12 protein-coding genes are annotated in these 14,528 nt (G+C 59.5%); 5 read left to right on the top strand and 7 right to left on the bottom strand.

Features of this window, described 5'->3' with window-relative positions; all coding sequences use genetic code 11:
- Window positions 1-192: 192 nt before the first annotated feature.
- On the bottom strand, window positions 193-1,809 hold the full coding sequence (locus WCO56_05985; GenBank protein ID MEI7729098.1) for a PQQ-binding-like beta-propeller repeat protein: 1,617 nt from the start codon (window positions 1,807-1,809) through the stop codon (window positions 193-195).
- A 24-nt stretch (window positions 1,810-1,833) separates the two neighbouring features.
- Here WCO56_05985 and WCO56_05980 point away from each other — a divergent pair, with 24 nt between their 5' ends.
- On the top strand, window positions 1,834-4,275 hold the full coding sequence (locus WCO56_05980) for a family 10 glycosylhydrolase (protein ID MEI7729097.1): 2,442 nt from the start codon (window positions 1,834-1,836) through the stop codon (window positions 4,273-4,275).
- A 143-nt stretch (window positions 4,276-4,418) separates the two neighbouring features.
- On the opposite strand, the gene WCO56_05975 is transcribed toward WCO56_05980, so the two are convergent.
- Entirely contained in the window at window positions 4,419-6,794 is a 2,376-nt protein-coding gene (locus WCO56_05975) for a beta-L-arabinofuranosidase domain-containing protein (GenBank protein ID MEI7729096.1), read from the bottom strand.
- 333 nt (window positions 6,795-7,127) lie between these two features.
- On the opposite strand from WCO56_05975, the gene WCO56_05970 reads away from it, so the two are divergent.
- The 4 genes from WCO56_05970 (at window position 7,128) to WCO56_05955 (ending at window position 10,088) form a co-directional block, all read left to right on the top strand.
- Window positions 7,128-7,472, top strand: a complete 345-nt coding sequence (locus WCO56_05970) for a metalloregulator ArsR/SmtB family transcription factor (protein MEI7729095.1) — start codon at window positions 7,128-7,130, stop codon at window positions 7,470-7,472.
- Window positions 7,473-7,494: 22 nt separating this feature from the next.
- Window positions 7,495-8,253 carry a 16S rRNA (cytidine(1402)-2'-O)-methyltransferase gene (gene rsmI / locus WCO56_05965; GenBank protein MEI7729094.1) on the top strand — a complete coding sequence of 253 codons (759 nt, stop codon included), beginning with the start codon at window positions 7,495-7,497 and terminating at the stop codon, window positions 8,251-8,253.
- 211 nt (window positions 8,254-8,464) lie between these two features.
- Window positions 8,465-9,748, top strand: a complete 1,284-nt coding sequence (locus WCO56_05960; GenBank protein ID MEI7729093.1) for a hypothetical protein — start codon at window positions 8,465-8,467, stop codon at window positions 9,746-9,748.
- Window positions 9,749-9,854: 106 nt separating this feature from the next.
- Window positions 9,855-10,088 (top strand): DUF433 domain-containing protein, encoded by a 234-nt coding sequence (locus WCO56_05955; GenBank protein MEI7729092.1) that lies wholly within the window; start codon window positions 9,855-9,857, stop codon window positions 10,086-10,088.
- Between the two features lie 72 nt (window positions 10,089-10,160).
- Here the strand turns inward: WCO56_05955 and hemW are convergent, their stop codons facing one another.
- The 5 genes from hemW to atpG all read right to left on the bottom strand — a co-directional run bounded on the left by hemW (window position 10,161) and on the right by atpG (window position 14,528).
- Entirely contained in the window at window positions 10,161-11,348 is a 1,188-nt protein-coding gene (gene hemW, locus WCO56_05950; GenBank protein MEI7729091.1) for a radical SAM family heme chaperone HemW, read from the bottom strand.
- A 27-nt stretch (window positions 11,349-11,375) separates the two neighbouring features.
- On the bottom strand, window positions 11,376-11,627 hold the full coding sequence (locus WCO56_05945) for a cold shock domain-containing protein (GenBank protein MEI7729090.1): 252 nt from the start codon (window positions 11,625-11,627) through the stop codon (window positions 11,376-11,378).
- Between the two features lie 163 nt (window positions 11,628-11,790).
- Complete coding sequence (gene atpC / locus WCO56_05940) at window positions 11,791-12,210, bottom strand: ATP synthase F1 subunit epsilon (protein ID MEI7729089.1); 420 nt, start codon at window positions 12,208-12,210, stop codon at window positions 11,791-11,793.
- Between the two features lie 15 nt (window positions 12,211-12,225).
- Entirely contained in the window at window positions 12,226-13,629 is a 1,404-nt protein-coding gene (gene atpD, locus WCO56_05935; protein MEI7729088.1) for a F0F1 ATP synthase subunit beta, read from the bottom strand.
- Between the two features lie 20 nt (window positions 13,630-13,649).
- Window positions 13,650-14,528 (bottom strand): ATP synthase F1 subunit gamma, encoded by an 879-nt coding sequence (atpG, locus tag WCO56_05930; GenBank protein ID MEI7729087.1) that lies wholly within the window; start codon window positions 14,526-14,528, stop codon window positions 13,650-13,652.

Below are 14,528 nucleotides of genomic sequence, written 5' to 3'. Positions count from 1 at the left end.
TGGAAAGTGTTCTGGAAACTATGGAAAGTGTTCTGGAAACTATGGAAAGTGTTCTGGAAACTATGGAAAGTGTTCTTGAAAATGACCGTCACCAACCCTCAAAAAACCGCAAAAAACCTCAAAAACGGGGGTATGGCGGCAATTGCAGACCCTGCAGCCTGTTTTTGGGGATGCCGGAAACCGCTTCCGCGTTTACTTGGCGGCGCCGGTCTTGGGGGTGGCACCTTCTGCGAAGGCAAAGAGGTGCGTCTGGCTGGAAATGTAGAGCACGCCATTGGCCACCACGGGCGTCGAGTAGAGCGGCGCGCCGAAGTTGACTTCACAGAGCACTTTCTTTTCCTTGCTGGCGGCCAGGATGCAGAGGTCGCCGTCTTCGTCGCCGACATACACCTTGCCATCCGCGACCATGGTGGAGCCCCAGGCATGGGCTTTGAGGTCGTGTACCCAATACACTTTGCCCGTCGCGGCATCGAGGCAATGGACAAATCCGGCGAAGTCCGCCACGAACAGCAGTCCGGTGTCCGGATCAATGGAGACCGTGGAGAGGCAGCGGTGAATCGCCCGGTAATCCCACACGATGCCGCCCTGGGCCTGGTCGCCGGTTTTCGTGGCGTCCACGCAGATCAGCCGGCCCACGCCGTCCCCGTTTTCCGGGTCCTGCCCGATGGAGGCATAGACGCGGTTGTTGTAGAAGACGGGGGTGGCGTTGATTTCGCTGGGGCCTTCGGCGGCGGGATATTTGATGGGCTGCCCGTCCTTCATCTTATATTCGGGCGGGTTGCAATCCACCCACCAAACTTTGCGAAAATACCGGTGGCCATTCTCCTCAACCGGGAGGGCGTCGAACGCGTACAGGACGCCGTCGCCGCCGCCGAAGAACACCAATTGACGGTCGCCGACCTTGCCCGCCGAGGGGGAACTCCATTGCCCGTGAAAGAGGCGTTCGCCGATCAACTCGCGGTCTTCGCCGGCCAGCGCGCCCGTCTTTTTATTGAGCGCAATCAGGCTGGGCACGTACGGCGCCGGGGTGTTGGCGTGCGTCCAATCCTGGCCGTTGGAGGTGCAGGCATAGACAAGGTCGCCGAGCACGAGGACGGAGCAATTGGCCGCGTTGTGCGGCAGCGAGCCGAGTTCGTCGAACATGCTGTATTGCCAAACGATGTCGGCGTCTGCCGGGCCGGGCTCGACTTTGGGTTTGCCGGGGCCGGCCATGTACTGGGCTTCATCCTTGAACGGCCCGACGTTTTCGCGCCCCAGGCCGTCCATCGTCAGGCAGAGCACTTCGCACCGGCTGGAGACCAGATAGACACGGTTGTCGTCAATGGCGGCGGCGCTGAGGATGCCCAAGGCCTCCCAGTCATTCGCCTTGCCGGTGGCCAGCTTGGGTGTAGTCAGTTGCCAGAGATAGTTGCCGGTGGCTTCCTCGAAGCAGAGCAGCAGGCTGCGGTCGCCCGCGTAGCGGTTGTGTCGGGGCGACTCGTTATTGGTGCCGATGAAAACCTTGCCGCCGGCGACGGTGACGTTGCCGTAGCTTTGCGAGCCCAGCTTGGCCGTCCAACGCAGGTTGACGGCGGTGGTGGAATCAAAGCCATCCGAGCCCGGCTTGGGCTTGCCTGGATCAACGCGTGTCGGCAGGCCCTTGGCCGTGGCGTACATGTTGCGCCCGGGATTGGCGCCGCCCCATTGCGGCCAATCCTGCCCCGTCACGCTCAGGCCGAGCCCCGAAATTGCGAGGGCCGCGCCGAGCAACCCGAGTCTGCTGCAAAACATCATGATCCATAGACGATAGAAAATGGGTGGTATTCGCAAGACAATTTCTGTTAGTGTGGCTCCATGAAACACACCTTGGCACTTTTGGCGACGGCGTGGCTCCCTTGGTTGGCGGGGGCGGCGACGGACCCAGCAATCATTGATTCCTGCCAGTACGCCAGCGAGGCGGCGGCGAAGGCGGCGTGGCAACCCATGCGCGGCAGTGCCGCCGTGGCGCCGGGGGAGGCGGGCGGCGAGCGGGGTGTCCGCATGCCCTGCAACTTTACCGGCACCACGATGGAGCGCGCCTCGTGGGACCGCGCGGTCAATGTGGATCTGAGCACCAGCCGCGGCATTCAATTCCAGATTTGGTGCCGCGATACGGCGCCCATCTCCGGTTTCTCTGTGTATTTCCAGAGCGGCGAGGGGTGGTACAGCACCACGTTCTTTCCCGAAACCACCAATGGCTGGAGCACCGTCACGATCGAAAAGGCCGCCGCCCGCAGCGAGGGCAAGCCGGCGGGCTGGAGCAAAATCCGCACACTGCGCATCTCCGCCTGGCACGGCAAGGATGCCAACACGGAGTTCTTCCTGCGTGATATCCGGCGCACGGGCGTGCTGGGCACGGATAGCCTGGTCGCGGTGCTGCGCGCGGATTCCGCCGTGCATGCCGACCGCGCGGAAGCCAAGTCCATCGAGGAATTCAGCGAGCAGATGGCCACCACCTTCCAAGGGCTGGGGTTGCCCAGCGCGATGGTCAGCGATTTGGATGTCACCCTGGAACAGTTGCGCGCGGCCAAGCTGGTGGTGCTGCCGCATAACCCAAGGTTGCCGGACAGCGTGGCGGACGCCCTGGTTCAATATGTGCAGCAGGGTGGCAAGCTGATGGTGTTTTACAGCGTGCCCGCGAAGCTGCTCGCGGTGCTCGGTGTGCAGGCTGGAGCCCATGTCCGGGAACCGTCGCCCGGATATTTCTCGACCATTCGCTTTGCCGCAGATGCGGTGCCCGGCGCGCCGCCGCACGTGGCGCAGCATTCCTGGAATGTGCATAGCTACAAGCCCGTGGCAGGGCAGGGGCGGGTGCTCGCGGATTGGCTGGATGCTCAGGGGAAACCCACGGGGCACGCGGCCATTCTTGGTTCTGCCCATGGCATCGTGATGACGCATGTGCTGTTGCAGGACGGTGGCGCGGCCAAACGGCGCATGCTGCTGGCCATGGCCGGTTCCCTGGTGCCCGAGCTGTGGCAACGGACGGCGGCGAATGCGCTGGCGCAGGCTGGGAATTTTGCGGGATACCAGGGCATGGACGATGCCATCAGTCGGATCACCGCGATCTCCGGCGACCGTGCCGCCGTGAATACCGCGCTGGCGGCGGCGAAGAGTGCGCGCCAGGCCCATGCGCAATTATGCAGCCAGGCCAAGTATGGCGAAGCGCTGGACCAGGCCGAGATCGTCCGGCACTCCCTGCTGGAGGCGTATTGCCGCGCGCAAACGGCGCAGCTAGCGGAGTTCCGCGCCTTCTGGTGCCACAGCGCGTTTGGGGTTAATGGCATGGAATGGGATGAGGCCATCCGCCGCCTGGCGGAGAGCGGTTTCACGGCCATCCTGCCCAACATGCTTTGGGGCGGCTCGGCGTTTTATCCCAGCGACCTGCTGCCGGTTGTTCCCGAGGTGGCGACGCGCGGCGACCAGATCGCGAAATGCCTCGTAGCCTGCCGGAAGTACGGCGTGCAGATTCACGTGTGGAAAGTGAATTGGAACACCGGTCATCACGTGCCGAAGTCGTTCCTCGATAAGATGCGCCAGGAGCAGCGCTTGCAGGCGGATGCCCAGGGCAAAGAGGAACCGTGGCTGTGCCCCTCGCATCCGGAGAATCAAAAGCTGGAGATCGCCACCATGGTGGAAGTTGCGCGCAAGTACCCGGTGGACGGCATTCACTTCGATTACATCCGTTATCCGGACGGCAGCCATTGCTTCTGCGCCGGTTGCCGGGAACGGTTTGAGAAGGTGCTGGGCGCGTCGCTGAAGAACTGGCCGCGCGCCGTGCAGGCGGATGGCGCGCAGCGCGCCCGCTGGCTGGATTGGCGGCGCGAGAACATCACCACGGTGGTCAAGGCCGTGAGCGAACAGGCCCGGCAAATCCGGCCCGGCATCAAGATTTCCGCCGCCGTGTTCCGTCATTGGACGACTGACCGCGACTCCGTCGGGCAGGACTGGAAACTGTGGTGCGACCGCGGCTACGTGGATTTCCTTTGCCCGATGGATTACACGCCCAGCAACACCAGCTTCGAAAACATGGTCCGTCAGCAGGTGGAGTGGGCGGGGAAAGTGCCGATCTATCCCGGCATCGGCATCAGCACCTTCCACCAGATGATGCCGGACCGCGTCATCGAGCAAATCCAGATCAGCCGGAAGAATCATACTGGCGGGTTCACCATCTTTAATTATGGAGAAACCGAGGCGCGGGATCTGATCCCGCTGTTAGGGATGGGAATCACGGCTCCGGCGGGACGCGGGACGCGTTAGCGGAAACCCGAATTCCGAATTCCGAATCCCGAAAGCGGAATTCCCTGTTTCAGCCTGAAAATTTTTCTGCAAAATCGTTTTTCCCACAAAAACACCACAACCATGTGGCTGCGCACCGGCGCTAGTGGTTCAAGGCCGTTGGCTTACGGCTTGAGGATTCGCAAATCAAACAGGCCGCCTGCGGTTTGGCCGGGTTGTCCTCGGAATTTGATCGTGACTTTGGATTGGCCGGCGATGACCGCTGGCGGCAGATCGTATTCGACGTCAAAAAATTCTCCCGGATGCTCGCGATTGAGTTTCTGGGTGGCCAAAAAGGTGCCGTTCACGGTGAGATCAAACGTGCGGACGCCATCATTGCCCCAATAGGTGCAGAGCAGTTTGGCCGGTTGGTCGGGTGTCACCTTCAGATCATACGCAAACCAGCCGCCGTTGAGGGCGTGGCGGTAGGTGCGGCTGGAAAAGGGGCCGGAACTGGTGTTTTCGCCCTTGAGGTTGTGTGCCTTCTCCGAGGTGTCATCGCCAATTTTCACCGAATCCACTGTGCGCGCCGCCCAAGCCTGTGCGCGTCGGGCCTCATTTTCTTCGTCGGTCAGGCGTGCTTGATATTGTTCGGCGGTAAGCATGTCCCAGTAGATGCTGTAGCGTTGCGGCGTCATGGCATAAAAGGCGGTCAGAGTGAGGTCGGACGGACGCCCAACGCCCTTGGTCTGAAAGGTGAGCGGTTTGCCAGGCACGGGTTGCACCCAATCCGTCACCGGGCGATTCTGGGTCAGCAATACCGGGGCGGCCGGTGGTTTGACTTTGAAGAAATCGCTCTGGCTATTGGCGTAGGGCATGGGGGGAACGATTCCGTTGGTGCCCAGTTCACCCGCGAGGACGACCGGCCCGTAGCAGATGGCGGCGCGGGTCGGATTGTCCGGCATGGGTTCGAGCCGCAGCGTCATGGGGAGCTTGACCTCCACCCGATCCCCGCTTTTCCACGTGCGGCGAAGGGTGGCAAAACTGGCGGGTGCGGCTTGATGCGGCACAATCTCGCCGTTCACGGTAATGGTCATGCCGCGCTGCGCCCAGGCCGGGTACCGAATGCGCAGCGCCAGGGTGCAAGGCTGGGCGCACTTGAATTCCAGCCGCGTGGTGTCTTCCTCGGGATAACGGGTTTCCTGGCGCACCACCAGACCCTTGGTCCGCCAGTTGAGTTCGGAGGGAATGAAGAGGTTGACGAAGAGGCCGTCGTTGTCGTGCCAGTAAATACTATCCCCGTATTTGGCGTGGTTCTCGAAGCCGGTGCCGGTGCAGCACCAGCAGGAATCATTGGGGGTGTTGTACGGCATGAACCATGCACCATGAACCGGGATGTGATAGGCCATCAGGCCGGTGCGCGGGTCCTGGCTGGCGAGGATGTGGTTATACAGGGCGCGCTCGTAGTAATCCGCTTGGGCGGCTGATGCATCCCAGGAAAATACCTGGCGGGTGAGCTTGAGCATGTTGTAAGTGTTGCAGCTCTCCGCCGTCCATGGGCTGATGCGGGTGTTGAGTTGATCGGGTGGGCCAAAGTGTTCATGGTCGCTGTTGCCGCCAATAACGTAGCTGTGATGGTTCACCACGCGATCCCAAAAGAATTCCGCGCTGGTATGATAGCGCTCCTCACCGGTGAGTTCATAGAGGCGTGCCAGGCCGATGACTTTGGGGAACTGGGTATTGGCGTGCAGGCCGGACAGTTTGTCTTCCCGGGCGGCTAATGGCTCCAACACGGCTTTATGATAAAGTCGGCGCGCAGTCTGGAGATGCCTCAGGTCACCCGTCAGGGCGTACAAGTTGGCCATGGATTCGTTGATGCCGCCGTGTTCCACGCCCAGCATTTTCTCGACTTGAGCGTCGCTGAGTTTGTCCGTGCGCGTTTTGACCCAGCCGCCGAATTTCCCCGCCACCTCCAGCGCCTGTGAGTTACCGCAAAGCGTATGGGCATCGAGCAGGCCAGCCAGGACTTTGTGCAGGGTATAGTAGGGAGCCCAAACCTTTCCGGTAGTCTCCACCCGATCAAAGTACGTTTCCGGAAAAGCGCTTAAATAGCCGGAGTCACCCAGGGCTGCCTGGCATTTGGCCAGCTCGCGGACCAGCAGGTTCACCCGGTCGTTGAAGCGTTCATCCCCGGTGCTGGCATACATCAGCGCGCAGGCGCTCAGGTAGTGGCCGGTCAAATGACCGCGCAGCTCGGACTTGGGTTTCTCCCAATGGCCCAGCGGTTCGGCGGTGGATGGCAACCCGGCATTGACGCGAAAATTGTGTAGAAATCGGTCGGGATCAAGACTCAGCATGTATTTGCTGTCCCGTTCCATGGCGGTTTTGAACGGGCCGTCAAGCAGGCGCACATCCTGCATGGCAAACGGCGACGCCTTGAAGGATACCACCGGTGCCACTTCACCGGCAAACGCCGATGGTGTCACGGTGCCGAGGGTGGCCAATACGGCTATCAAACCCAATTGTGGCAAACGATGTACCCGCATTAAATGCATCATCATGGCTGCACTATACGGGCGGGCGGAAAACAGTTAAAGTCGCATATTATAGTGACAAGGGATATTCCCGCCGACTTGCCACCCCGCTGGTGTGAATCCCGATCCCGACCGGCTAAAGCCATTTCGCGTCAACCAGAGCGGCCCGAGCCACCGAGCCTGGGGAAGCCAAAGATGGAGCGCGGACCTCCGGTGCGCCGGGGGCGCGGGAGCGGTTCTGGTTATTCAATCAGCGGTGCGAGCGGAAAATTCCAAACCGAGCTGGATGCAGCCCTGGGTGAAATTCCCCAATATCGGCAACTGATTGACAGTATTGGTATATGGTAATATGGTGTTTGCATGTCGAAACGATCCGCACATCCCGTTCTTTCCGATCAGGCGCTTGAACTCATCGCCGCCCGCTTCAAGCTCCTAAGCGAACCGAGCCGTTTGAAACTCATTAACGCCCTCGAAGCCGGTGAGAAGAACGTCACCGAGTTGATGGCCGCCACCGACCTGAACCAGGCCAATGTCTCCCGGCATCTCCAGGCCCTGACCGATGCTGGCATCCTCAGCCGCCGCAAGGAGGGGCTGAAGGTGTTTTACCGGATCGCTGATCCGGGCATCTTTACCCTGTGCGAACACGTGTGTGGCAGCCTGCAAAAACGCCTGGCAGAACATGCGAAGGCGTTTGGTGGTATTTAATCCGAGTGTCTGATGCCTGCCTATGAATCCTGAATCACCACGCCCGCCGCTCATGCCGGGCACGCTGTACCTGGTTGCCACGCCCATTGGCAATCTGGAAGACATCACTTTGCGCGCGTTGCGCGTGCTCAAGGAGTGCGATGTCATCGCCGCCGAGGATACCCGGCACACCGGACGTCTGCTGCAATACTTCGAGATCAGCAAACCCATGTTGAGTTATTTCGCCTTTAACGAGGCCAAACGCAGCGAGGAAATCCTGGCGCGATTGGCCCAGGGCACCAAAGTGGCACTGGTTACTGACGCCGGTTCCCCCGGCATCAGCGATCCCGGCGAGCGGGTGGTGCGCGCCGCGCTCGCGGCCGGGTTCCGCGTGGAATCCGTGCCCGGTGCCTGCGCGCTGGTGGCTGCACTCACTGCCAGCGGCTTGCCGGCGGATGAATTTCACTTTATCGGCTTCCTGCCGCATAAATCCGGTCAGCGCCGCAAGGCCCTCGAAGCCTTGCGTGCCGTGCCGGGAACCTTGATCCTGTACGAGTCGCCGTTCCGGATTGAAAAGCTTTTGGGCGAGTTGCAGTCCATTTATCCCAAGCGGCAGATCGTCCTGGCGCGCGAGCTGACCAAGAAGTTCGAGGAATACCTACGCGGCACCCCGGAGCAATTACTGGCCCAGTCGCAACAGAAACCGCTGAAAGGCGAATTTGTGGTACTGATTGGCGCAGGGGAAGAAGCGGACGCCGAGCCGACAGAAAAACAGGCAGAAACTGACGATGACACGAATTGACAACGGATGGAACAGTAACAGCCTTTGGGTGAAGCACGGTCCTCCCCGTGCTCTTTCATCCGTGCAATCCGTGTAATCCGTGTTCAATTTCAACGCGTGCTTTCGGTAACAAATCCACTGGCAAATTATTCCGGGGTGGTTTACGTTCACCGCGCGTGCGGGAGGCTTGGGCCATCGGTCGAGACCGGCTCTTCCGCGTGTCACAATTGTAATGGAACAACGCGAAAGTAAATTTAAGTTTTTTTACCAGACCGGCTGGATTGCGGTCGCCACGGCGCTCGGTGGCGCGTTCATGTACGCCGTTCACATGGTGGCCAAGGACATGCCGAAATCCGAGTACGGCGTTTTCACCGCGCTGTTGCAGGTGTTGAACCTGATGGGTATTCCCGCCATTGGTTTGCAGAGTGTGTTTGCCCAGCAGGCGGCGTCTGCCGTGGGCGATGCCGCCCACCAGCAATTGGTGGGCACGGTTCGTTCCGTCATGAAGGGCATCTTGTGGATTTGGCTGGTGATGGTAGGCGTGCTGGTGGTGGCGCAACAGTATGTCATTGATTCGCTGCAAGTCGCCAACCCCGCCGCGTTATGGATGACCGCCGTGGTGGGTTTGTTTGCCATGTGGATGCCGATCATGTCGGGTCTGCTGCAAGGCCAGCAATCGTTTTTCTGGTATGGCTTGGTGTCCATCGCGGGTGGCTTTGCGCGATTCCTCGGCGTGGTGATCATTGTGCGTTTGCTGGGCGGTTGGGCGGCGGGTGGCATGACGGCGGTATTGTTCGGCCTCATCATCAGCCTGGGAATTGGCGCCTGGCAGAACCGCGCATGCTGGATAGGGGCGGCACAATCCATCAACTGGCGGGAATGGCTGGGCCGGGTGGTGCCCCTGACATTGGGGGCGGGTGCCACGCTGTTCATGATGAGCGCCGACATGATCTTTGTGCAGAAATACTTCGACCGCAATGAAACCGGCTTTTATGCGGCGGCGGGCATGATCGGACGCGCGTTGGTGTTTTTCACTGCGCCGGTGGCGGCCGTCATGTTCCCCAAAATCGTGCGCCAGGCGGCGACTGGTGAGAAATCCACCGTGCTGTTGCAAGCCTTGGGGGTTACCGCTTTGCTTGGCATGGGGGCCGCTTTATTTTGCACCGTGCTGCCGGAATTTCCTTTGCGTCTGGTGTACGACAAGACGTTTCTTAAAGTGGCGCCGGTGGTGCCCTGGTTTGTGTGGTGTGTGGTGCCGTTGACCGTGGCGAACGTGCTGGTGAACAACCTGCTGGCCCGCAAACAATTCAAGGTGGTGCCCTGGTTGATCCTGCTGGCCGGCGGCTACGCGCTCGCCCTGCAATGGCGCGCTTCCACGGCGGATAAAACCGACTTGATCCATGGTTTCTCGCAAGTCGTGCAAATGCTCGGTCTCTTCAGCCTGGGCATGGTGGCCATCTGCCTCTGGTTTTCATTGAAAAACAAACAAAACTCTGCCGCAGACCAAGCACGCTAAACGGCGGATTCAATCAGCGCAGAAACAGTTCCACCACCCAGTCGGCGTAGCGCAAACCGCGCGCCGCGCGCTTGACATTATGTGGATTATAGGACTAACTTCCGTCATGAAGTCGCTGCTATCGCGTATAACAATCAACCCGGAAATCTGTCATGGGAAGCCGGTGGTGCGCAATCTGCGGTACCCCGTCGAGTCCCTGCTTGAATATATGGCCGCCGGCGACACGATTGACGATTTGTTAAAGGAATTTCCGGATTTGGAACGGGAAGATTTTTTGGCCTGCCTGGAATTCGCAACGCGGTCGCTTCAGGTTAAAAGCCAGCATCTTGTTCTGGCATGATGTTTTTGGTGGAGTTGGATCGCGGCAGCATAAAAATTGTGATCTGAAAACATTTTTTTCATTACCGGTCAATCAGCGCAGAAACAGTTCCACCACCCAGTCGGCGTAGCGCAAACCGCGCGCGGTCAGCCGAAAACCGAGGTCATCCTGTCGCGCATACTCCAGCGATACCAGCCGGCTCATTTCTTCGGTCCAATGCTCTCGTAAATCGAAGCCGGTGACGGCTTGAAACTCATCGAAATACCAGCCTGCCGTCATACGCAGTCCAAAACCCGCAATTTCTCCCGCGCGTGCCAGTGGCGGCAGTTCATCGCGCGATTCGATGGCGCGCCGTCCGCCCGCGAGTTCCTGACAGTAGAGGGTGGTATTGGCATGGTTGCGGGTGCGTACTTGGTCCACAAAACTGCTGGCAGATGGCCCCAGTCCGTAAAACGTCCCTCCCCGCCAGTAATTGACATTGTGCCGGCAGGCGCGGTCGGGAATCCGAAAGCCGCCACCACCGAGATGCCGGGCGAAGTTGGCCACTTCATATTGATGAAACCCATGTTCGGCGGAACGGGTGATTAACTCTTCGTACATATCGCAGGCCCGGTCCTCATCCATGCTGAATTGCTCGGCCTGCAATTGGGCATACAGTGGGGTGTCCTCCTCGTAGATGACTTCGTAGCAACTCAGGTGTTCACTTTGCAGCGCGAGCACTTCATCCAGCGTGCGTCGCCAGATTTCCATGGTCTGACTGGGAATGGCGAACATCAGGTCCACGTTCACATTGTCAAACCCGGCTTTACGGAAAACCTCGAAGGACTGAAACACCATCTCGCGGGCGTGAACGCGCCCCAACCGTTCCAAAAGCTGTTCGTCAAGGGACTGTACGCCCAAGGAAATACGGTTGACGCCGTAATCGCGAAACAGGCGTGCCTTATCCGGGGAAACCGTGGCGGGATTGCATTCCACCGTCCACTCGGCGGCTCCGTGCAAGTCCAGCCGACGCATGGCTTCAAAAATGGTTGTCCATTGCCGCAAGTTCAGCAGGGAAGGGGTGCCGCCGCCAAAATAGACGGTGTCGGGCTGCAATTGCGGGGCCACCAGTTCCAGTTCCCGGGTGAGGGCGGTAACATACTCGTTGATCTGATCGCCTTGCGGGGGAGCGGAGAAAAAGGCGCAATACTCACATTTGTGCGCGCAGAACGGCACATGAACATATAGGCTCCTGACCGGTGGCGGGGAGGAACCGGGCGCTGTGGTGGATGCCGCCGTCACGAGGCGGCCATCCTTTGACGGGTTTGATCAGAACTGGCGGTCATTCGCTTGTACGGTCGGGCGTGGTGCGGGCTTGGCCATAAGCCGTTGTACTTGATTGGCCTTGGGGCCTTTGCCGGAGTCTTCGAGTTCATAGCGCACCTCTTCTCCCTCCTGAAGGGTATGAAACCCTTCGCCTTGGATCGAGGTGTGATGCACGAATACATCTTTGCCCGATTCGTTAACGATAAAACCGTAGCCTCGCCGGTTATCAAACCATTTTACTTTGCCGCTTGCCATAGTGTACTCCGATACTACGGACACGCAGGGCTCATGCATGTGACAAACCACAACCCCGCGTACACAAGGGCGACAAACTGGTTCATGCCAGACCTGCTACATCCAATGCTCTGATATACTATAACGAAACGGTATCACCCCGTCAAGCGGTTCTTACAAGTAATTAATGATGCTGACCACGACGGTGGCGTTTGACGTGCAATTGGGCAGTGATGCGCACCAGCGACGCTTGCACGGCGGCCAGTTCTTCCTCGGAGATTTTCTCTTGGAGACGTCCTTCGGCACGTCGCCTGGCTTCCTCGGCGGCGGCTTCATCAATGGAATCCGCCTCGATCGCCATATCCGTCATGATCGCCACATGTTCGCCGGTGATTTCCACAAAGCCTTCGCCCACGGCGAGCAAATGCTCCTGGCCATTCTTGATCCACGTCAGTTCGCCCGGCTCGATCTGGGTCATCAGCGGCACGTGCATGGGGTAAATCCCCATCTCGCCCTCGACGCCAGGCAGGGTGAGCATTTCCACCTGCTCGGAGCAGATCACGCCTTCCGGCGTCACAATTTCCAATTTAAAGGTGTCTGGCATGGAAATCAGTGCGGATTATTGACGAATTTCGTCAATGCCGCCCTTCATGTAGAAGTTGCCTTCGTTCACATCGTCATGCTTGCCTTCGAGGATTTCCTTGAAGCCGCGCACGGTTTCCGCCACGGGCACCTGTTTGCCCGCATGACCGGTGAACACTTCGGCCACGGAGAACGGCTGGCTGAGGAAACGCTGAATTTTGCGCGCCCGGAACACGGTGAGCTTGTCGTCCGGCGACAATTCATCCATGCCCAAAATGGCGATGATGTCCTGGAGATCCTTGTATCGTTGCAGCACGCGCTGTACGCCGCGGGCCACATCGTAATGTTCCTGTCCCACGATTTCCGGCGCGAGCGCCCGGGAGGTCGAGGACAGGGGATCCACGGCCGGGTAAATGCCCAGTTCCGCAATGGAACGTTCCAGCACGATGGTTGCGTCCAAGTGGGCGAACGTGGTCGCCGGGGCGGGGTCGGTCAAGTCGTCCGCCGGCACATACACCGCCTGGAAGGAGGTGATCGAACCCTTCTTGGTCGAGGTGATGCGCTCCTGGAGGTCGCCCATTTCCGCCGCGAGGGTGGGTTGATAACCCACCGCGCTGGGCGTGCGCCCGAGCAGCGCCGATACTTCCGAGCCCGCTTGCGAGAACCGGAAAATGTTGTCAATGAACAGCAACACGTCCTGGTTCTTCTCATCGCGGAAATACTCGGTGACGGCGAGACCGGAGAGCGCCACGCGCAAACGGGCTCCGGGTGGCTCGTTCATCTGGCCGTACACCAGCGCCACCTTGGATTTTTCGAGATTCTTCTGGTTGATGACGCCCGCCTCGGACATTTCGTGATAGAGGTCGTTGCCTTCACGGGTGCGCTCCCCCACGCCCGCAAACACGGAATAGCCACCGTGCTGCTTGGCGATGTTGTTGATGAGTTCCATGATCACCACGGTCTTGCCGACGCCGGCGCCGCCGAACGCGCCGACCTTGCCGCCTTTAAGGAAGGGGCAGATGAGGTCAATAACCTTGATGCCGGTGGTCAAAATCTGCGGGCTGGTGGATTGATCCATCAGTGGCGGCGCGGCGCGGTGAATGGGATAATACTTTTCCGCCTTGACCGGTCCGCGTTCATCCACGGGCTCGCCCACGACGTTAAAGACGCGGCCCATGACGGCGTCGCCGACGGGCATGGAGATGTAGCTGCCGGTGTCGGTGACTTCGAGGCCGCGTTTGAGCCCCTCGGTGGAGCCCATGGCGACGGCGCGCACCCAGTTGTTGCCGAGGTGCTGTTCGATTTCGAGCGTGAGCTTCTGCTTCTGCCCCCACACGGTGCATTCGACGGTCAGGGCGTTGTAGAGCGCGGGCAGGCTGCCCGCCGGAAACTCGACGTCCACGACCGGACCGATGATTTGAACGATTTTGCCTTTGTTCATGCGTGTTAAAATGTTTGAGGTCAGCCCAACGACATGGCGGCGCTGCTGATTTCCAGCAGTTCCCGGGTGATGTTGGACTGGCGCAATTTGTTGTACTGGAGCGTGAGCGCCTTGATGAGCTGTTTGGCGTTGTCGGTGGCATTTTTCATGGCCACCATGCGTGCGCTGTGCTCGCTTGCCTTGGCTTCCAGCAAATACTGATAAATCTGGTAATTCAAATAGTGCGGCAGAATGCTTTCGAACACCTTTTCCGCCGAGGGTTCAAACATAAATTCCAAGTCGCTCTTGGCGGGTTGAACCTTGGCGATCTCCCCGTGAAAATCGGAGGATACGACCGTCACTGCGCCCGCTGGCAGCAGGGTGTGCGCTTCCGGGCGCTGGTTCAGCGTGCTGATATAATTGGTGAACAACACTTCCACCCGGTCCACCTCGCGTTTGAGGAACAGTTCAGTCGCGAATTTGGCGATGGCTCGGGCTTCGCCAAACAACGGAGTGTCCTTGTACGTGAATTCTCCGACTAGGTTGCGGCGGGTGCGCCCGATGAATTGCGCCCCTTTGCGTCCGGCGGCGATGAATACCGTTTTGGACTGATCGTATTTGGCCAACTCCCGCAGCAGGTTGCCGTTCAGCGCGCCGCAAAGCCCGCGATCACTGGTGACCACAATGACGGCGGTTTTATGCACCGGACGCTCCTCCATGAGCGGATGCTGGAAATCACTGCAATGATGGTTGACCTCGGCCATCACGCGGTTCATCAACTCGGCGTAGGGGCGCCCGGCCAGCGCGGATTGCTGGGCCTTGCGCATCTTGGAGGCCGCCACCATTTGCATGGCTTTGGTGATCTGCGCCGTGTTCTTGACCGACTTGATTCGTCGGCGTATGTCGCGAGTGCTGGGCAT

The organism is Verrucomicrobiota bacterium, from assembly GCA_037139415.1.
Taxonomy (GTDB): domain Bacteria; phylum Verrucomicrobiota; class Verrucomicrobiia; order Limisphaerales; family Fontisphaeraceae; genus JBAXGN01.
The sequence above is the reverse complement of the archived record's forward strand: the minus strand, read 5'-3'. Positions and strand labels throughout refer to the sequence as shown.

Coding starts and splice junctions, on each gene's coding strand:
- WCO56_05960 (MEI7729093.1), top strand. CDS start 8,465: ATGGAACAACGCGAAAGTAAATTTAAGTTTTTTTACCAGACCGGCTGG.
- WCO56_05975 (MEI7729096.1), bottom strand. CDS start 6,794: ATGATGATGCATTTAATGCGGGTACATCGTTTGCCACAATTGGGTTTG.
- atpG (MEI7729087.1), bottom strand. CDS start 14,528: ATGCCCAGCACTCGCGACATACGCCGACGAATCAAGTCGGTCAAGAAC.
- WCO56_05970 (MEI7729095.1), top strand. CDS start 7,128: ATGTCGAAACGATCCGCACATCCCGTTCTTTCCGATCAGGCGCTTGAA.
- WCO56_05945 (MEI7729090.1), bottom strand. CDS start 11,627: ATGGCAAGCGGCAAAGTAAAATGGTTTGATAACCGGCGAGGCTACGGT.
- atpD (MEI7729088.1), bottom strand. CDS start 13,629: ATGAACAAAGGCAAAATCGTTCAAATCATCGGTCCGGTCGTGGACGTC.
- WCO56_05980 (MEI7729097.1), top strand. CDS start 1,834: ATGAAACACACCTTGGCACTTTTGGCGACGGCGTGGCTCCCTTGGTTG.
- atpC (MEI7729089.1), bottom strand. CDS start 12,210: ATGCCAGACACCTTTAAATTGGAAATTGTGACGCCGGAAGGCGTGATC.
- WCO56_05955 (MEI7729092.1), top strand. CDS start 9,855: ATGAAGTCGCTGCTATCGCGTATAACAATCAACCCGGAAATCTGTCAT.
- rsmI (MEI7729094.1), top strand. CDS start 7,495: ATGAATCCTGAATCACCACGCCCGCCGCTCATGCCGGGCACGCTGTAC.